Annotated in this window: 16 protein-coding genes and 2 pseudogenes; 14 read left to right on the top strand and 4 right to left on the bottom strand. The window is 71.1% G+C overall.

Features of this window, described 5'->3' with window-relative positions; genetic code table 11:
• Positions 1-222: 222 nt before the first annotated feature.
• Together galK and AB0F91_RS36575 are read right to left on the bottom strand one after the other, a co-directional pair.
• The gene (gene galK, locus AB0F91_RS36580) at positions 223-1,404 is read right to left on the bottom strand and encodes a galactokinase (RefSeq protein WP_360605210.1); all 1,182 of its coding nucleotides are present in this window, start codon (positions 1,402-1,404) and stop codon (positions 223-225) included.
• Positions 1,401-2,123, bottom strand: coding sequence for a metal-dependent transcriptional regulator (locus AB0F91_RS36575; RefSeq protein ID WP_304504291.1), 723 nt, complete (start codon positions 2,121-2,123; stop codon positions 1,401-1,403). Before AB0F91_RS36575 ends, galK begins: the two co-directional genes overlap by 4 nt.
• A gap of 110 nt (positions 2,124-2,233) precedes the next feature.
• Here AB0F91_RS36575 and AB0F91_RS36570 point away from each other — a divergent pair, with 110 nt between their 5' ends.
• From AB0F91_RS36570 to AB0F91_RS36560, 3 genes are all read left to right on the top strand, one after another.
• Complete coding sequence (locus AB0F91_RS36570) at positions 2,234-3,073, top strand: sulfurtransferase (RefSeq protein ID WP_360605208.1); 840 nt, start codon at positions 2,234-2,236, stop codon at positions 3,071-3,073.
• A 79-nt stretch (positions 3,074-3,152) separates the two neighbouring features.
• Positions 3,153-4,325 carry an acetoin utilization protein AcuC gene (locus AB0F91_RS36565; protein ID WP_360605206.1) on the top strand — a complete coding sequence of 391 codons (1,173 nt, stop codon included), beginning with the start codon at positions 3,153-3,155 and terminating at the stop codon, positions 4,323-4,325.
• 2 nt (positions 4,326-4,327) lie between these two features.
• Positions 4,328-7,033 (top strand): GNAT family N-acetyltransferase, encoded by a 2,706-nt coding sequence (locus AB0F91_RS36560; protein ID WP_360605204.1) that lies wholly within the window; start codon positions 4,328-4,330, stop codon positions 7,031-7,033.
• Positions 7,034-7,097: 64 nt separating this feature from the next.
• Here AB0F91_RS36560 and AB0F91_RS36555 read toward each other — a convergent pair.
• Positions 7,098-7,283 (bottom strand): annotated as a pseudogene (locus AB0F91_RS36555) (sigma factor); the annotation flags it as partial.
• 124 nt (positions 7,284-7,407) lie between these two features.
• On the opposite strand from AB0F91_RS36555, the pseudogene AB0F91_RS36550 reads away from it, so the two are divergent.
• The 11 genes and pseudogenes from AB0F91_RS36550 to AB0F91_RS36500 all read left to right on the top strand — a co-directional run.
• Positions 7,408-7,736 (top strand): annotated as a pseudogene (locus AB0F91_RS36550) (SDR family NAD(P)-dependent oxidoreductase); the annotation flags it as partial.
• A 115-nt stretch (positions 7,737-7,851) separates the two neighbouring features.
• Complete coding sequence (locus AB0F91_RS36545; protein WP_360605202.1) at positions 7,852-8,646, top strand: ABC transporter permease; 795 nt, start codon at positions 7,852-7,854, stop codon at positions 8,644-8,646.
• Position 8,647: 1 nt separating this feature from the next.
• On the top strand, positions 8,648-9,508 hold the full coding sequence (locus AB0F91_RS36540) for an ABC transporter permease (protein WP_360605200.1): 861 nt from the start codon (positions 8,648-8,650) through the stop codon (positions 9,506-9,508).
• Positions 9,505-10,890, top strand: a complete 1,386-nt coding sequence (locus tag AB0F91_RS36535; protein ID WP_360605198.1) for an MCE family protein — start codon at positions 9,505-9,507, stop codon at positions 10,888-10,890. The genes AB0F91_RS36540 and AB0F91_RS36535 overlap by 4 nt, the downstream gene beginning before the upstream one ends.
• A complete protein-coding gene (locus AB0F91_RS36530; protein ID WP_360605196.1) occupies positions 10,887-11,924 on the top strand; it encodes an MlaD family protein in 1,038 nt (345 codons plus the stop codon). Before AB0F91_RS36535 ends, AB0F91_RS36530 begins: the two co-directional genes overlap by 4 nt.
• Before the next feature lie 64 nt (positions 11,925-11,988).
• On the top strand, positions 11,989-13,020 hold the full coding sequence (locus AB0F91_RS36525) for an MCE family protein (protein ID WP_360605194.1): 1,032 nt from the start codon (positions 11,989-11,991) through the stop codon (positions 13,018-13,020).
• A 34-nt stretch (positions 13,021-13,054) separates the two neighbouring features.
• On the top strand, positions 13,055-14,251 hold the full coding sequence (locus tag AB0F91_RS36520) for an MCE family protein (RefSeq protein WP_360605192.1): 1,197 nt from the start codon (positions 13,055-13,057) through the stop codon (positions 14,249-14,251).
• Entirely contained in the window at positions 14,248-15,429 is a 1,182-nt protein-coding gene (locus AB0F91_RS36515; protein ID WP_360605190.1) for an MCE family protein, read from the top strand. The genes AB0F91_RS36520 and AB0F91_RS36515 overlap by 4 nt, the downstream gene beginning before the upstream one ends.
• On the top strand, positions 15,426-16,664 hold the full coding sequence (locus tag AB0F91_RS36510; protein WP_360605188.1) for an MCE family protein: 1,239 nt from the start codon (positions 15,426-15,428) through the stop codon (positions 16,662-16,664). Before AB0F91_RS36515 ends, AB0F91_RS36510 begins: the two co-directional genes overlap by 4 nt.
• A complete protein-coding gene (locus AB0F91_RS36505; protein WP_360605186.1) occupies positions 16,664-17,152 on the top strand; it encodes a hypothetical protein in 489 nt (162 codons plus the stop codon). Before AB0F91_RS36510 ends, AB0F91_RS36505 begins: the two co-directional genes overlap by 1 nt.
• Positions 17,149-17,631 carry a hypothetical protein gene (locus tag AB0F91_RS36500; RefSeq protein WP_360605184.1) on the top strand — a complete coding sequence of 161 codons (483 nt, stop codon included), beginning with the start codon at positions 17,149-17,151 and terminating at the stop codon, positions 17,629-17,631. Before AB0F91_RS36505 ends, AB0F91_RS36500 begins: the two co-directional genes overlap by 4 nt.
• Here the strand turns inward: AB0F91_RS36500 and AB0F91_RS36495 are convergent.
• Entirely contained in the window at positions 17,628-18,752 is a 1,125-nt protein-coding gene (locus tag AB0F91_RS36495) for a GDSL-type esterase/lipase family protein (RefSeq protein ID WP_360605307.1), read from the bottom strand. The genes AB0F91_RS36500 and AB0F91_RS36495 overlap by 4 nt on opposite strands.
• Positions 18,753-19,029 lie beyond the last annotated feature (277 nt).

Below are 19,029 nucleotides of genomic sequence, written 5' to 3'. Positions count from 1 at the left end.
CGGCAGTTCGGGACACGCGGCGGGAGAACCGGCGGCTCAGCGCGAAAGCGATTCCGGCTGCCTAGCCTGACGCCCTTGCGCGAAAGCCGGACGGTGAGCGGCCCGCGCTCCGCAGCCCAAGTCCGACCCCGGCCGCGGCACTGCCCCCGAGACAAGAATTCCGGGGGCAGTGCCAATTCCGGGGGCAGTGCCGCGGCCGAATCAGCCGAAGCCGGTACAGCGTCAGACGTCGCGGCCCGCGCCGCGGGAAGGCACCGCCGTGAAGGTGCGGGGGCGGCGGAGCCCGGCGGCCTCGAAGGCCTCCTCGACGGCCGCGCGGACGTGGTCCAGGTCGGCCTCGCGGACCAGCGCGATGGCCGAGCCGCCGAAGCCGCCGCCGGTCATACGGGCACCCAGGGCGCCGGCGGAGCGCGCGGAGTCCACGGCGAGGTCGAGTTCGGAGGTGGAGATGCGGTAGTCATCGCGCATGCTGACGTGGGAAGCGTCCAGGTGCGGGCCGATGTCGGTGAGGCGGCCCTGGCGGAGCAGGGCCACGACGTCGAGCACGCGCTGGTTCTCGGTGACCACGTGGCGCACGAGCGGCGCGAGGTCGTCGGGCAGCTGGGCCAGGGCGGCGTCGAGCCCGGAAAGGGTGACATCGCGCAGGGCCTTCACACCCAGCAGCTCGGCGGCGCGCTCGGTGCCGCGGCGGCGTTCGCCGTAGCCGCCTTCGGCGTGGGAGTGCTTGGTGCGCGTGTCCATGATCAGCACGCGGACGCCGGCCGCGGCGAGCGGGAACGGCACCTGCTCCATCTCACCCGAGCGGACGTCGAGGAACAGCACGCAGGAATCCTGGCAGCACAACGACGCCGTCTGGTCCAGCAGGCCGGTGGGGGCGCCGACGAAGTCGTTCTCGGAGCGCTGCACCCAGCGGGCGATCTCCGGACGGGCCGGGGTGCCGGGCGCGCCGTCGTCGAGTTCGACGCCGGCGAGGCCGAGCAGCGCGAGCGTGACGGCGCACTCCAAGGCGTGGGACGAGGACAGGCCCGCGCCGGAAGGGACGTCACCGGCGATGACCAGGTCGGCGCCCGTGGCGTGGCCGTGGTCGCGCAGCACCCAGGCGACGCCCGCGGGGTAGGCGGCCCAGCCCCCGACCGAACCCGGTTCGAGGGACGCGATGTCGAGGGGATCGGAGTACTGCAACTGGCCGTCGTCGCCGAGGGTGGCGACGTTCAGCTTGCCGTCGTCACGCGGCGTGGCCGCCACGGCGAGACGGTGGGGGAGGGCGAAGGGCAGCACGAAGCCGTCGTTGTAGTCGGTGTGCTCACCGATCAGATTCACCCGGCCGGGAGCGGACCAGACCCCGGCCGGGGCGCGGCCGTGGATCCGGTGGAACGCGCCGGCGGCGTTTTCGGCGGGGCTCACCTGGCCTGCGCCAGCACGGCGTGCAGCGCCGACGTGGAGACCTGCGCCGAGGAGTCGCTGCCGGTGACCTCGATGGTCACGGTGCCGCCGTTGGCCTTGCCGACCGTGACGCGGCCGCCGGGCACGATGCCGACGGACTTGAGCTCGGTGAGCAGCGACTCGTCGAGCTGCACGTGCTCGGCGATGCGCCGCACCACGACGTCGCCGCCGCCGGTGCGGGCGAACTCGTCGAGGCGCACGAGGTCGGACTCGGCGGGCGGGGCGGGGTCGCCGTCGCCCAGCTTGTCGAGGCCCGGGATCGGGTTGCCGTACGGCGAGGTGGTCGGGTGGTCGAGCAGCTTGACCAGCTTGCGCTCGACGGCCTCACTCATCACGTGTTCCCAGCGGCACGCCTCGGTGTGCACGTGCTCCCACTCGAGCCCGATGACGTCGACGAGGAGGCGCTCGGCGAGACGGTGCTTGCGCATGACGGCGATGGCCAGCTCACGACCGTGGTCGGTCAGCTGCAGGTGCCGATCGTCGGCCACGACCACCAGCCCGTCGCGTTCCATCCTGGCCACGGTCTGGCTCACGGTCGGCCCGCTCTGCTGCAGTCGTTCCGCGATCCGGGCCCGCAGCGGGACGACACCCTCTTCTTCGAGCTCGTAGATGGTACGCAAGTACATCTCGGTGGTGTCGATGAGATCGTTCACGCTGTCCCCTTCGTCCGCGTAGCTCATCGTAGTCGTTGGCCCGGACGGCGACGGCACGCGGCAACATAACAAGCCAGGCATGCTGAAAAGTCCGGCCCGGGTGCGCGCGATGCGCCCGGACCTGCAGGATGGGGCGTATGGGACCGTTGATCACCCCCGCCGAGCTCGCCGCCCTGCCCGAGGCGCGGCGCCCCGTCGTGCTGGACGTCCGCTGGCGCCTGGCCGGGCCGCCCGCGGCCGAGTCCTACCGCGAGGGGCACGTGCCCGGTGCGGTGTTCGTCGACCTCGACACGGCGCTGGCCGCGCCGCCCGGAGAGGGTGGCCGCCACCCCCTGCCCGACCCCGCGGACCTGCAGCGTGAGCTGCGCGAAGCCGGTGTGAGCGCCCGCCGCCCGGTGATCGTGTACGACGACGCCGACGGTTCCGTCGCCGCCCGCGCCTGGTGGCTGCTGCGCTGGGCCGGCCACCCCGAGGTGGCCGTGCTCGACGGCGGTTACGCAGCGTGGCTCGCCGAAGGCCGCGAGACGACCACCGACGCGCCCACCCCCGAATCCGGCGACTTCGAGGTGCGCCCGGGCGGCATGCCGGTGCTCACCGCCGACGAAGCCGCCGCCCGCGCCCGGGCCGGCGTGCTGTTCGACGCCCGTGCGCACGCGCGCTACACAGGCGAGACCGAGCCGGTCGACCCGCGCGCCGGCCACATCCCCGGGGCGGTCAGCGCGCCGTCGTCCGAGCACGTCGGTGAAGACGGCCGCTGGCGCACGCCCGCCGACCTCGCCGCGCGCTTCGCCGACCTGGGCCTGACAGCAGGCACCCCCGTCGGCGCGTACTGCGGCTCCGGCGTCACAGCGTCGTCGGTCGTGCTCGCGCTCGAGGTCGCGGGTCACCCCGAGCCGGCGGCGCTGTACACCGGCTCCTGGTCGCACTGGTCGCGCGACCCCGAGCGCCCTGCCGCCACCGGCCCCGAGCGCGGCTGAACCACCGCCCGCCCGAACCGCCGCACGGCACCGAAGCCGAACCCGGCTCGGGCGCGCCGAGGCCAGTACAGTGCGGTACATGTCCTCGCCTGCTGTCGTCTGGGATGCCGCGCTGCTGGGATACGACCTGGGCGGAGAGCATCCGTTCAACCCCGTCCGCCTGGAGCTCACGATCCGGCTGGCCACGGAGCTGGGCGTGCTGAACGACGTCGAGCTGCTCGTGCCCACCGCGGCCGGTGACGAGGAGCTGCTGCGGATCCACGCGCCCGAGTACCTCGCGGCCGTGCGGGAGGCGCCGCTGGTCGGCTGGGACGTCGGCCACGGGCTGGGCACGGCCGACAACCCGGTGTTCAGCGGGATGCACGACGCGTCGGCGCTCGTGGTCGGCTCGACGCTGCTCGCGGCGCGCAAGATCGCGGAGGGCGAGGTGAAGCGCGCGGTCAACATCGCGGGCGGGCTGCACCACGCGATGCGCGACTACGCGTCGGGCTTCTGCGTCTACAACGACTGCGCCATCGCCATCTCCTGGCTGCTCGACCACGGTTTCGACCGCATCGCCTACCTCGACACCGACGTGCACCACGGGGACGGCGTCCAGACCGCCTTCTACGACGACCCGCGCGTGCTCACCGTTTCGCTGCACCAGCACCCGTTCACGCTCTGGCCCGGGACCGGCTACGCCGCCGAGCTCGGCAACGGCAAGGCCGCCGGCACCTCGGTGAACATCCCGCTGCCGCCGCAGACGAGAGACTCCGGCTGGCTGCGGGCGTTCAACGCGGTCGTGCCCTCGCTGCTGGCGGAGTTCGAGCCGCAGCTCCTCGTGACGCAGTGCGGTGTCGACTCGCACGAGGAAGACCCGCTGGCCGACCTGTCGCTGTCGGTCGACGGGCACCGCACCATCTACTCGACGATGCGCGACCTCGCCGAGACCTACAGCGGCGGCCGCTGGCTCGCCGTCGGCGGGGGCGGCTACCAGCTGATCCGCGTGGTCCCGCGCTCGTGGACGCACCTGATCGCCACAGTGCTCGGCCGCGACGTCGCGCCCGACACGGCGCTGCCGCCCGGCTGGGTCTCCTCGATCACCAAGGCCGCGCCCACCGCCGAGATCCCGCACGCGATGACCGACGACAAGGACACCGCGTTCAAGCCGTGGGGCGACGCCGCCGACGACCCGGTCGACATCGCGATCCGCGACACCCGCCGCGCGGTGTTCCCGCTGCACGGTCTCGACCCGGACGATCCCAGGGACTGACCATGTCCGACGAGCCGGCATCCGCAAACGGCCTGCGCGACCCGTACGACTACCCTCGCGACTGGGAGGCCGACGTCGTCCTGTCCGACGGCGGCACCGTGCACCTGCGGCCCGTGGTGCCCACGGACGCCGACGGTCTCGTCGCTTTCCACAGCAGGCTTTCCGAGCGGACGCGCTATCTGCGTTACTTCGGCGCCTACCCGCGGATCCCGCCGCGCGACCTGCAGCGGTTCTCCACCGTGGACCACCACGACCGGGTCGCGTTCGTCGCGCTGCTCGGCGACGACATCGTGGCCGTCGGGCGCTACGAGCGGCTCGACGGCGGCCCCTCGGCCGAGGTCGCGTTCGTCGTCGACGACAAGCACCAGGGCCGCGGGCTCGGCTCGATCCTGCTGGAGCACCTGGCCGCCGCCGCATCGGAGAGCGGGCTGCGCCGGTTCGTCGCCGAGGTCCTCGCCGAGAACGCGCCCATGGTGCGCGTGTTCCGTGACGCCGGCTACCAGGTCAGCCGCGCCATCGAGGAAGGCGTGCTGCACCTGGAGTTCAGCATCGACCCGACGGAGGAGTCCTTGGCCGTCGCGCGCTCGCGCGAGCAGGCGGCCGAGGCGCGAAGCGTGCACAACCTGCTGCACCCGCGGTCGGTCGCGGTGATCGGCGCGTCGGCCGACCACACGAAGGTCGGCCACGTCGCCTTCCGCAACCTGCTCGCCGCCGACTTCACCGGCACCGTCTTCCCGGTCAACCCCGAGCACCGCTCGGTGCGCGGCGTGCGCGCCTACGCGTCCGTGCTCGACATCCCGGACCCGGTCGACCTCGCGCTCGTCGCCGTGCCGGCCGAGCTCGTCGAGTCCGTGCTCGACGCCTGCCTCGCCAAGGGTGTGAAGACGCTGGTGATCGTCTCCGGCGGCTTCGCCGAGTCCGGTCCGCTCGGCCTCCACGCCGAGCTGCGGCTCGTCGGCGAGGCCCGCGCCCACGGCATGCGCGTGGTCGGCCCGAACGCGCTCGGCGTGCTCAACACGGCCCCCGGCGTGCGGCTCAATGCCACCCTCGCGCCGCAGCTGCCGCGGCGCGGGCACACGGGCTTCTTCTGCCAGTCCGGTGCACTCGGCACGGCGATCCTGGCCGACGCCGGTTCGCGCGGCCTTGGCCTGTCCACGTTTGTCTCCGCCGGCAACCGCGCGGACGTCTCGGGCAACGATCTGTTGCAGTACTGGGAAACCGACCCGGAGACGGACCTCGTGCTGCTCTACCTCGAGTCCTTCGGCAACCCGCGCAAGTTCGCGCGGCTGGCGCGGCGGCTCGCGCGGAACAAGCCGATCGTCGCGGTGAAGTCGGGCCGCCACGCCGTGCGCCCGCAGCTGGCCGCCACGTCGGCGGAGGTCGACGAGGCGAGTGTGCAGGCGCTGTTCGAACAGGCCGGGGTGGTGCGCGTGGAGTCGCTCGCGCAGCTCTTCGACACCGCGCTGGTGTTCGCGCACCAGCCGCTGCCGGCCGGGCCGCGGATCGCGATCGTCGGCAACTCGAGCGCGATCGGGCTGCTCGCCGCGGACACCGCACGGGCGCAGGGGCTGCACCTCGCGGCCGACCCCGTGGACATCGGCCCGCAGGCCGGGCCCGACGCGTTCGCCGCCGCCGTGCGCGAAGCCCTCGACTCGCCCGAGACCGACGCGCTCATCGCCGTGTTCGCCCCGCCGATCACCATTCCCGGCACCGCGTACGCCCGGGCGCTGAAGGAAGCCGTGCTGGAGCACGAGCGCACGAAACCCGTCGTGTCCACGTTCCTCGCGGCCGAGGGCGTGCCCGACGAGCTGGCCGTGCTCAGCGAGGACGGCGTGCCCACGCGGGGTTCGATCCCGTCGTACCCGAGCCCGGAACGCGCGGTGACCGCGTTGTCCCGCGTGGTGCGGTATTCGGCCTGGCGGCAGCGTCCACAGGGGACACTGGTGCGCCCGGGCGGGCTGCACGTCGAGCAGGCGCAGTCGATCGTGCGCGAGCTGCTCGCCGAGGCCGACGGCCATGCCACGATGCTGTCCGACGACGACGTGGTGCGGCTGCTCGGCTGCTACGGCGTCGACGTGGTCCCGTTCCGCGTGGTGTCCGATGTGGACGCTGCCGTCGCGGCCGCCGCGGAGCTGGGTTACCCCGTCACGCTCAAGGCCGTGGACGAGCGGCTGCGCGGCCGGCCTGACCTCGCGGGCGTGCGGCTGGACCTCACGTCGGAGGACTCCGTGCGCGTGGCCTACCGCGACCTGTGCGAGGTCTCCGGCGACAACGAGCTGTACGTGCAACGGATGGCCGCCAAGGGGATCTCGTGCGTGATCGGGCTGCAGGACGACCCGTCGTTCGGCACGCTCGTGTCGTTCGGGCTCTCGGGCCTGGTCAGCACGCTGCTCGGCGACCGCGCCTACCGCGCGGTGCCGGTCACCGACGTCGACGCCGCCACACTCATCCGCGAGCCCCGCACGTCACCCCTGCTCACCGGCTACCGCGGCGACGAACCCGCCGACCTGGCGGCGTTGCAGGACATGGTGCTGCGCGTGGCGGCCCTCGCAGAGGACAACCCGGAGGTCCGGTCGCTGGCGCTCGATCCGATCCTCGCTTCGCCCGACGGCGCCTTCGTGGCCAACGCGCGCATGGTGCTGGGCCCGCCGCCGACCCGGCCGGACACCGGGCCGCGGCGGTTGCGCCACATCACGCCGTCGGACTGACGGCTCACCAGGTCTTGCCGTTCGTGCCGTGGACGCGGGTGAAGAAGCTGGTCAGCGCGATCTCCAGCGCGGTGGTGAGCCGGCCGCCGAGGTTGTCGATCGCCGCCGGATCCTGCCTGGACAAGCGCAGCCGCGCCTCGTGGACCACGTCTTCGGCGTCGGCGTGCGAACCGAGGACGCGGAAGGCGACCGCGCGCAACCGATCGCAATGGGGACTCGAACGCCTCCGCGATCGGATTGGTACCGGCATGCGAACTCCGACGTGATCACCGCGATCCAGCACGTGAGGCGCGCAGTCCACGCCGGCGGGCTCACGCTGGGGCAGGCCGCGTTGCGTCTGCCCGAAATTTCGCGGAGCTGAAGAGCGCCACGCCGAACGCGTGATGCGCGTGAACCGGATCGGGGCGTTTCTCGGGATGCGGTCAGTGGTTGAACCGATGACCCGGGCCGGTGGCGGTTCCATCGTCAACGTGTCCTCTGTGGAGGGACTTGCCGGCATGCCGTTCCTCTTCGCCTGCACCGCGAGCAAGTTCGCGACCCGCGGGATGGCCAAGGGCGCCGCGCTGGAGCTGGGCGCACGCGGCATCGGGATGAACTCCGTCAACCCCGGCAGATCGACACGTTGATGGATTCCGAGGCTGCCGGCACCGACGTCGACGTGTCGCAGGTCGGCAAGAAGGTGGCGCTCGGCCGCGTGGGGCGGTACGGCGACTCACGCGTTGAAACTGTGATCCAGGCGACTGAGAGCGCGCAGTGAACACCGCTAACGGAAATCGGACGGGAGGTATGGACAAGACTTGGGGTGACTACTGGGAGGTGTGGTGGGCGAGACCGGCTCGATCACTCTCCCGGGCACCGCGGCGCTGACCCAGGTCGGCCGGCTCGCCACGCTGTCCTGGGAGGTGCTGCGGGCGAGCTTCCGGCGTCCGTTCCAGTTCCGCGAGTGGATCCAGCAGTGCTGGTTCTTCGCGAGCGTCACGATCCTGCCGACGGCGTTGGTCGCCATCCCGTTCGGGGCCGTGATCGCGCTGCAACTGGGGTCGCTGACCACGCAGATCGGCGCGCAGTCGTTCACGGGGGCCGCGAGCGCGCTCGCCATCGTGCAGCAGGCCGCCCCGCTGATCACGGCGCTGCTCGTGGCCGGCGCGGGAGGCAGCGCGGTCTGCGCGGACATCGGCGCGCGCAAGATCCGCGAAGAGATCGACGCCATGGAAGTGCTCGGCGTCAACCCGATCCAGCGCATCGTCGTGCCGCGCGTGCTGGCCGCGATCGTGGTGTCGGTGCTGCTCAACGGCCTGGTCACGGTGGTCGGCGTGCTCGGTGGCTACTTCTTCAACGTCGTGCTGCAGGGCGGCACGCCCGGCGCGTACCTGGCGAGCTTCAACGCGCTGGCCCAGGTGCCGGACCTGTGGATCAGCGAGATCAAGGCGTTCCTCTACGGCTTCGTCGCCGGCGTCGTCGCGGCCGCCCGCGGCCTGAACCCCGCGGGCGGACCGAAGGGGGTGGGCGACGCGGTGAACCAGGCCGTGGTGATCACATTCCTGTTGCTGTTCCTCATCAACGTCGTGCTCACCGCGATCTACCTCAAGATCGTGCCGCCGAAGGCGCTGTGACGTGACCGCCGAACCGATCGAGGCCCCCGCGCTGTCCGACCGGACGCTCGAGATCATCGCGCGCCCGGGGGCGAGCCTGGAAGGACTCGGGCGCCAGCTGTCGTTCTACGGCCGCGCGCTCGCGTGGTCGCCGCGCACGGTCCGCCGCTACGGCCACGAGACTCGGCGGCTGCTCACCGAAGTCTGCTTCGGGACGGGCGGACTCGCGGTGATCGGCGGGACGCTCGGCGTGATGATCGGCATGACGCTGTTCACCGGGCTCATCGTGGGTCTGCAGGGCTACTCCGCGCTCAACCAGCTCGGCACCGCCGCGCTCACCGGCTTCGTCTCGGCCTACTTCAACACGCGTGAGGTCGCGCCGCTCTCGGCCGGGCTCGCGCTGTCGGCCACCGTCGGCTGCGGCTTCACCGCGCAGCTGGGCGCGATGCGGATCTCCGAGGAGATCGACGCGCTCGAGGTGATGGCCGTGCCGAGCATGCCCTACCTCGTGACCACGCGGGTGCTCGCCGGCGTCACCGCGGTGATCCCGCTGTACGCGATCGGCCTGCTCTCGTCCTACCTCGCGTCGCGGCAGATCACCATCTGGCTCTACGGCCAGTCGGCCGGCACCTACGACCACTACTTCACGCTGTTCTTGCCCCCTGAAGACGTGTTGTGGTCGTTCGCCAAAGTGATCGTGTTCAGCGTGATCGTGATCCTTTCCCATTGCTATTACGGCTACACGGCCGAGGGTGGCCCGGCCGGGGTCGGCGTGGCGGTGGGCCGCGCCGTGCGCACGTCGATCGTGCTGATCTCGGTGCTCGACTTCTTCCTCAGCCTTGCCATCTGGGGCGCCAACACCACCGTGCGGATCTCCGGATGAGCACGCGGCGCGAAACGCTGAAGCGGCTCCGGTACCAGGTGCTGGGGCTGGTCTTCCTCGTCGTCGCGGCCGTGTTCTTCACGACCACGATCGCGATCTACAAGAAAGTCTTCACGCCCGTCGCGCTCGTGAAGCTGGAGACCGACCACGTCGGCAGCCAGCTGCGCACCGGCGGCGACGTGAAGGTGCGTGGCCTGCTCGTGGGCGAGATCCGTTCGGTGACGGCGGAAGGCGACCACGCGGAGCTCGAGCTCGCGCTGCAGCCGGACAAGATCGACGAGATCCCGAGCAACGTCTCGGCGCGGCTGCTGCCCAAGACGCTTTTCGGTGAGCGCTACGTCGCCTTGCAGCTGCCCGAGAAGCCCGCCGCGCACATCGAAGCGGGCGACGTGATCCCGCAGGATCGCAGCAGCACGGCGATCGAGCTGGAACAGGTGCTCGACGACGTGCTGCCGCTGCTGCAGGCCGTGCAGCCGGAAAAGCTTTCGAGCACCCTCAGCGCCGTGTCGACCGCGCTCGACGGGCGCGGCAAGCAGCTCGGCCGGACGCTCGTGAACCTCTCGGACTACCTCGGGCAGCTGAACCCGTCGCTGCCCGACCTCAAGGCCGACATCACCGGCCTGGCCGACGTTTCGGACACCTACGACAAGGCCGCGCCGGATCTGCTCGACGCGTTGGCCGACCTCACCACGACGACTCGGACCATTGTGGAGAAACGCCAGGGACTGTCCGATGTGTACGCCTCGGTCTCGGCAGCTTCGGCCGACCTCACGAGCTTCCTGGACGTCAACAAGGACCACCTGATCCGGCTCACCACGGCCGTGCAGCCGACGCTCGACGTGCTCGCGAAGTACGCGCCCGAGTACCCGTGCCTGCTCAAGCAGCTCGCCGCTTCGGTGCCGGAGGCAGAGCTGGCGTTCGGCAAGGGCACCGCCCACCCCGAGGTGAGCCGCGTGACGATCGAGTTCAGCGCCAGCCGCGGCAAGTACCTGCCGGGCGTCGACGAGCCCCAGTACGACGACAAGCGCGGCCCCCGCTGTTACCCGCAGGTGCCGAAACCCGGGTACTGGCCGCAGTACCCGCCCGACGGCGCGGTCGAGGACGGCTCCACGAAACCCCCGCCGCCGCACAGCCCGGCCGAGTCGCTGCCCGGCGAGATCACCTCGGGCGCGATCACGTCGAACACCGTCGCCGGGCGTGGTCCGTCGGGCGGTGGCGGTGAGTCGGGCGGCGCGCCGTCCGTGATCGGCTCGACCGACGAGGAGCAGCTGATCGACCTGCTGGCCTCGCCCGCGATGGGCACCACGCCGGACCAGGTGCCCGGTTGGGCCGGCCTGCTCGTGGGGCCGCTCTACCGCGGGGCGGAGGTGGAGCTCAAGTGAGATCCTTCGTTCCCGCGTTGGTGAAGATCCTCGTCTTCGCGGCCGTCACGGTGCTGCTCACCGGCATCCTCGCGGCCACCATCGCGAACACCAACTTCGGCACCACCTCCGGGTTCGCCGCGAAGTTCACCGACGCGTCGGGCCTGCAGCCGGGTGACGACGTGCGCATCTCCGGCGTGAAGGTGGGGCAGGTCGACTCGATCACGGTGCAGCAGGGCGAGCAGAACCTCGCGGACGTGCGCTTCGCCGTCGACGCTCAGTACAAGCTACCCGCGCTCACGACCGCGACGATCAAGTACCGCAACCTCGTCGGCCAGCGCTACCTCGCGCTCGGCACCGACGTCACGGGCGGCGGCACGCTGGCCGACGGCGCGACGATCCCGCCCGAACGCACCAAACCCGCGTTGAACCTCACCGTGCTGTTCAACGGGTTCAAGCCGCTGTTCCAGGCGCTGGACCCGAAAGAGGTCAACCAGCTCTCGGCCGAGATCATCCAGGTCTTCCAGGGCGAGGGCGGCACGATCACGAGCCTGCTCGCGCACACCGCGTCGATCACGACGTCGATCGCCGGCAAGGACCAGGTGATCGGGCAGGTCATCGACAACCTCAACCAGGTCCTGACCACGGTGAACTCGCGCGGCCCGCAGCTGGGCGACCTCATCGACCAGACGCAGCGGCTGGTGAGCGGCCTGGCCGAGCAGCGCAAGCCGATCGGCGACGCCGTCGGCGCGCTGGGCGAGCTGACCGAGACCACGTCGGGCCTGCTCGCCGACGCGCGCCCTGCCGTGCAGGAAGACGTGAAGCAGCTCGGCACGCTGTCGAACAACCTCGCGAACTCCGACCAGCTGCTCGACCACCTGCTGCAGGTGCTGCCGGGCAACCTGGAGAAGTTCACGCGGACCCTGAGCTACGGCAGCTGGTTCAACTACTACCTGTGCGGGATCGAAGGCACGATCGGGATCTCGTCGCTGGACGTGACGCTGCCGATCGTGCCGCTGCCCGCCACGCAGCGTGCGCCCAGGTGTGGCCCGTGATCAACCGTCTTTTCGGGGGGTCCAGGGGCTTGTCCCCCGGCCGGGGTCTGGGGCTCGGCCCCGGATGAAACCGCTCAAGGAACGCAACCAGGCCGCCGTCGGCGGGGTGACACTCGTGCTCATCCTGCTCGTGACCGCCGTGGCCTACTTCTCCGCCAGCATCCCGATGTTCGGCAACGGCACCACGTACTCCGCGTACTTCGGCGAAGCCGCGGGGCTCGCACCGGACAACGAGGTGGAGGTCGCCGGCGTGAAGGTGGGCCAGGTGACGTCGGTGGCGCTCGCCCACAAGCAGGTGCTGGTGAAGTTCCGCGTGAAGGGCGTGCGCGTGGGCGACGCGTCGACCGCGTCGATCGAGATCAAGACGCTGCTGGGGGAGAAGTACCTCGCGCTCCACCCGAAAGGCGCCGGCACACAGAGCCCCGGCGCCACGATCCCGCTGCAGCGCACGCGCACGCCGTTTCAGCTGCAGGACGCGTTCGACCAGCTCTCCACGACCGTCGGCGACATCGACACGAAGCAGCTCGCGGACAGCTTCACCGCGCTTTCGGATTCGCTGTCCGGCAGCCCGCAGTACCTGAAGGACACGCTCTCGGGCCTGTCCGCGCTGTCGAAGACGGTGTCCTCGCGCGACGACGACCTGCACACGTTGCTGGCCAACACGAGCGCGATCTCCCAGACGCTCTCGGACCGCAACACCCAGCTGCAGCAGGTGATCAGCGACGGCAACCTGCTGCTGACCGAGCTGCAGAACCGCCGTGACCAGATCAGTGCGCTGCTCAAGGGCACGCAGCAGATCTCGCAACAGCTCTCCGGGCTCGTCGCCGACAACCGGGCGCAGCTGAAGCCGACGCTCGACGCGCTGGGGAAGGTGACCGACGTGCTGCAGCGCAACCAGAGCAATCTCGACCGCGGCCTGGCGCTGATGGCGCCGTTCGCGCGCGTCGGCGCGAACGCGACGGGAAACGGCCGCTGGTTCGAGGGCTACCTGTGCGGGCTGCTGCCACCGACGATCACGGCGGGCGGGCTGTCGATCAACCCCGAGGGCTGCACCCCGCCCGTCGCGGCGCCGAACCAGGGGGTGGGTGGACGATGACGACCGCCGACGTGCTTTCTCCCGCGGAGGCGGCATGACTATCGAAACGCGAGCGCAGCGCAACCTGGTGACGTGGCTGGGTTTCGCGTGCGTGGCGGCATTGCTGCTCACGGCGGGGCTCTGGCTGGTGTTCCGCACGAGCAGCGGCACCACGCTGTCGGCGTACTTCGGCAAGACCGTCGGCCTGTACGCCGGTTCTTCGGTACGCGTGCTGGGAGTTCCCGTCGGCGAGGTGACCGCCGTGACGCCGGACGGGCAGGCCGTGCGCGTGGACATGCGCGTGAACGACGACGTGCCGATCCCCGTGAACGTCGGTGCCGTCGTGGTCGCCCCGAGTCTCGTCAGCGACCGCTACGTGCAGCTCACCCCGGCCTACGACAGCGGTCCGACGCTCGCGAGCGGCACCGTGCTCGCCCGCGACAAGACGGCCACGCCCGTGGAGCTCGACGACCTCTACGCCAGCCTCGACAAGCTCTCCACTGCGCTCGGCCCCAACGGTGCCAACAAGAACGGCGCCCTGTCCGACGTCCTCGACACCGCGGCCGCCAACCTCAAGGGCAACGGCTCCGACCTCAACTCCACCGTCGGCCGCCTCGCCGATCTCGCGGGCACGCTCGACGACTCCAAGGACGACCTGTTCGCCACCGTTCAGAACCTCAACTCGTTCACCGATGCTCTCGCCCAGAGCGACAGCCGGCTCAACGAGTTCTACGAACGCTTGGCCGACGTCAGCGGCTTCCTCGCCGACGACTCGGCCGACGTCGGAGCCGCGCTGAACTCCCTGGCCTCCTCGCTCGGTGACGTGAAACAGTTCGTGGCCGACAACAAGGCCGGACTGGAGTCCAATGTAGATAAGCTGGCGTCCCTCACCGGTGTGCTCGTGGACCAGCGCGCCGCGCTCGCCGAGGTGCTCGACATCGCGCCCACCGGCGCCACGAACTTCATCAACTCCTACGACGCCGCGTCGGGCACCATCGCCGTGCGCGACAACCTCAACGAGATCACCAACCCGCCGATCCTCACCGTCTGCCGGATCCTCGCCGCGGGCACCCCGAAGGGCGTGCCCACCACGTTGACCGACATCTGCAAGCAGCTCGCGCCGGTCCTCGACGGCGCGCTCAAGCTGCCGTCCGTGCCGCAGGTGCTCAACTCGCTGCAGAACGGCCGGCTGCCCCCGTTGCCGCTGCCGCTCGTGGACGTGATGACGCAGCTTTCCGGCGGTGGCAAGTGAAGCGGCGGCGCCTGGCCGGGGTGTTCGCCGGCGTGCTCGTGCTCGCCGGGTGCAGCGACGGCGGGTTCAACGGCCTGTACTCCACGCCGCTGCCGGGCGGCCCAGACCTGGGCGACCACCCGTACCACGTGACGGCGCTGTTCACCGACGTGCTCGACCTCGTGCCGCAGGCGAGTGTGAAGGTCGACGACGTGGCGGTGGGCCGGGTCGACAAGATCACCCTCACGCCCGACACCCGCTCGGCATTGGTCGCCATGACTGTCAACGGCGACGTGCGACTGCCCGCCAACGCGCGCGCCGAGCTGCGCCAGTCGAGCCTGCTGGGCGAGAAGTTCGTGGAGCTGGCTCAGCCGACCGCCGAGCAGCCCGCCGGCCACCTCGCCGACGGCGCGCAGATCCCGCTCGGACGCACCAACCGCAACCCCGAGGTCGAGGAAGTGCTCGGCGCGCTTTCGCTGCTGCTCAACGGCGGCGGTCTCGGCCAGCTGCAGGACATCAGCCACGAGCTCAACGACGCGTTGTCCGGCAACGAACCCGAGCTGCGCGCGTTGCTGTCGCGAGTGGACGATCTCGCGACGCAGCTGGACTCGCACAAGGGCGAGATCCTGCGCGCGATCGACGGGCTGGACAAGCTCTCGCGCACACTCGCCGGGCAGCAGCAGAACATCAAGACCGCGCTGGACAACCTGGCGCCCGGCCTGAAGATCGTGGCCGACCAGCGCGACCAGCTCGTCGGGATGCTGAACGCGCTGAACAAGCTTTCGGGTGTCGCGGTGGACACGGTGAACCGCAGTCGCGACCAGCTCGTGGCGAACCTCAAGGCGCTGCAGCCGACGTTGCAGAAGCTCGGCGAGGCGGGCCAGGACCTGCCGAACGCGTTGCAGATCCTGCTCACCTACCCGTTCCCGGACTACGCGGGAAACACGATCAAGGGCGACTACGCCAACGTCGACGCGACCGTGGACCTCGATCTCGACAAGCTGCTGCAGAACTTCACGAACTCCTCGCAGCCGCCGATCCAGATCTCCGGACTGACCTCGCAGCCGGGGTCGGGTGCGGCCACGCCGGCGCTGCCCCTTCCGTTGCCGACCACCGCGCCGCCGGCGAAGAACCAGGCCGGGCCCGGCGGGCTGCTCGGCGGTCTCCTCGGCGGCCTGCTCGGGGGAGGTGCGAGATGACCTCGCGCAAGACGCGGATCCAGCTCATCGCCTTCGTGGTGATCGCCGTGGTGTCAGTGGTCTACGCGGGCGGCAGGTACGCGGGCCTCGACCGGCTCTTCGGTTCCCGCGGCTACCAGGTGACCCTGCAACTGGCCGATTCCGGTGGCATCTTCGTGAACTCCGAGGTCGCCTACCGCGGGGCGACGGTCGGGCGCGTTTCGGCGATGACGCTCACCGGCCACGGCCTCGACGTGCACCTCGACCTCGACTCGGGCGGCCCGGACATCCCCGACGACCTCCACGCGCAGGTGGCGAACCGCTCGGCGGTGGGGGAGCAGTTCGTGGACCTGCTGCCCGACCGCGATACCGGTCCGTATCTGCACGACGGCTCGGTGATCACGCAGGACCGCACGTCGCTGCCCGCGTCGCCGGATTCCGTGCTGGGACACCTGGACGATCTCGTGGCGAGCGTGCACCCCGACTCGCTCAAGACCGTGGTCGACGAGACCTACGACGCGTTCGCCGGCACGGGCCCGCAGCTGCAGAAGCTGTTGGACAGCACGGGTTCGCTCACGGCCAAGGCCGCGCAGTACATCCCGCAGACGCGTGGGCTTCTGGCCAACTCGCGCACGGTGTTCGCCACGCAGGAGCGCCAGGCGCAGAACATCACCGACTTCGCGGGCGGGCTGAAGACGATCGCGGCGCAGCTCAAGTCCTCGGACCCCGATCTGCGTACGGTGATCGATCAGGCACCGCAGCTGAGCCGCCAGATCAGCGACGTGCTCGCCACCTCGGGTACTGATCTCGGCGTGATCTTCGCGAACTCCTTGACCACCGCCCAGATCACGTCCGCGCGCACCGACGCGATCGAGGAACTGCTCGTGGCTTATCCGGTGATCTCGGCGTTTTCGCCCTCGACGTCGCCGGACGGCACCGGGCACCTCGGTGTGGTGTTCAACTTCTTCGACCCGGCGTCGTGCACGAAGGGCTACCAGGGCACGAAACAGCGCCCGGCCGACGACACCACCGATGCGCCGGTGAACGTGAACGCCTACTGCGCCGAACCGCCGGGCAGCCCCGTCGAGGTGCGCGGTGCGCAGAACGCGCCATACGCGGGGAAGCCGCCCGCGATCCCGGCCGCACCGAAGGAATCGGCGCCGTCGACCGCTCCGGACACGAACCAGCTGCCGGGCCTGCTCGGTCTGCTCACGCCGCCGGCCGGTGGCCTCGGGGCGCTGCTGGGCGGGTCGTGATGAAGGCGCGGCTGCTCGTGGTCGTGCCGGTGCTGGCCGTGCTGGCGGCCGCGTGGTTCGGCTGGTCGTGGTGGCGCGCGGCGCACGACGACGCCCTGGCGCGCGGCCGCGACCGCGACGCCGTGCTGGCCGCGGCCAGCACGGACCTGGTGGCGCTCAACACGATCGACTACCACACCGGCGGCGCCGATGTGGACCGCTGGATCGGCGCCACCACCGGCCAGTACGGCGCGAACCTCGCCGGCGACCGGCAGCTGCAGCTGGACCGCGCGACGAGCACCAAGACCGTCTCCACGGCATCGCTCCTGCAGGCGGCCGTCACCGACCTCGACCAGGCCGCGGGCACGGCCCGGGTCATCGCCGTGCTCGACGTGCGCGTGAGCACGGGCGGCGGCGCGCCGGTGCCGAAACAGGCGCGGCTGACCGTGGACTTCGCGCGGGACGGCGACACGTGGAAAGTCGGCGGCGTCCAGGCGGTGAGCTCGTGAAGCGCTGGTCGATCGCCGTGACCGTGGTGGCGCTCGCGTGCGTGGTCTGGTTCGCCCTGCAGGCTTCGGCACTGCGACCTCGTGACGACGACGCGCTGGTCGATCAGGCCACCACCACCCAGGTGCGCGACCAGGTGAGCGCGGCCGTGAAGGCGCTGTTCTCCTACGACTACGCCAACCTCGACCGCACCACGCGGGCCGCCGCCTCCGTGCTCAGCGGCCCCGCCGTCGGCCAATACCACGCCCAGTTCGCCACCGCGAGCAAACGCGCGACCGACGGCGAGCTGATCCGCACCACCATCGTCCGCTCGGCCGGCGTGCGCACCCTCCACGGCGACGACGCGACCCTGCTGCTTTTCTTGGACCAGCAGACAATCCCGCCTGGCGGCGGCGCACCGCGGTCCTCGGTCGCGCAGCTGGCCGTGACTGCCCACCGCGTGGACGGGTCGTGGAAGATCACGGGCCTCGACCCGCTCTAACCAAACGCGCCACCCGCACCGAACACCAAGCGCGCGAAGCGTTCACCGACGCGCAGGTGGGTTTCGGCATCCGGGTGCAGGGCGTCGGGCAGGGGCAGCTCCGCGAAGTCCTGCTCGCCGTACAGGGTCAGCCCGTCGAGCAGATGCAGATTCGGGTCGTCACCGCGCTGCGCGACGATCCGCGCGAGTTCGTCCCGGATGACCTTCAGCGTCAGCTTGCCGGGGCCCGGTTCGCCGGTTGCGCGGAAGCGGACGATGCCGTCGGCTTCGAAGACCGGGGCGCCGGGGCCGGGTGTGTCCTCGTGGATCGGGCACAGCAGCGGCGAGACGACCAGCAGGGGTGTGACGGGGTGGCCGGCGCGGATCGTGTCGAGGAACCCGTGCACGGCGGGGCCGAACGCGCGCAGCCGCATGAGGTCGGCGTTGACGATGTTGATGCCGAGCTTCACGCTGACCAGGTCGGCCGGGGTGTCGCGCATGACCTGCGCGGTGAACGGGTCCAGCAGCGCACTGCCGCCGAAGCCCAGGTTGGTCAGCTCGACGCCCGCGTGCCTCGCGGCCACCGCCGGCCACGTCGTCGTGGGGCTCGCCGCGCCCGACCCCTGGCTGATGGAGCTGCCGTGGTGTAGCCACCGCTGCCGGCCGTCGGGGTTGGCCGCACTGGCCGGCGCGTCGGCCCGCAGCTCGACGAGCGTGGTCAGTTCGTTGTGCGGCAACCAGATCTCGACGTCCTTGATCCGCGCGGGCAATCCGGCGAACCGCACCGTGCCCGGCTCGCCGCGCCGCACCTCGGTGCCGCCGGTCGTCATGTCGACAAGGAGTTCGTCCCCGCCGCCCACCGTCCCCGCGCCGACGGGAGCGCCGTCCACGAACAGCTCGTACACCCCGTCGGGCCGCGCCGCCGCGCCGACGTAGGACACCTTGGTGCGCACCGCGGCCAGCTCCACCACGGTCGCCGCGGTCCGGAACACCAGCCGCACCCCGGAGGGCTGCGCCTCCACCATGGCCAGCTGCGCGTCCCCCCGAGCCCTGGCCCACGCGGGCAGCCGGTGCGGCACGAGGCCGCGCTCGGTGTGCTCGAGCTCCAGGGCGCCGCGGACGACATCGGGCAAGTCGATCAGGTGCACGCGCCCCAGTCTGACCGCCGTGGCCGAGCCACGCACGGCGGTTTCAGTGCTGGATCAACCCCGGCTCCCCGAACAGCCCCTTCGCACGGTCGCCGTCGGCAGGTCGTCCTCTGTCCCGCGACTTCTGGGCGCCGCACGGGGCGATCGCCTCCCTCCCGGCCGTGGACACTGTCGGGCAGGGCGGTGAGGGGAAGGCGCGACGGGCGATCGGCTGTCCGGAACTCGGCGGGCGTGGCAACACCGGCGGACACCTGATCGCGAATGTCCGAGC

Source organism: Amycolatopsis sp. NPDC023774 (assembly GCF_040639695.1).
Classification (GTDB): domain Bacteria; phylum Actinomycetota; class Actinomycetes; order Mycobacteriales; family Pseudonocardiaceae; genus Amycolatopsis.
Note: the sequence above shows the minus strand (reverse complement) of the source record. Positions and strands in the feature narration are given on the sequence as shown.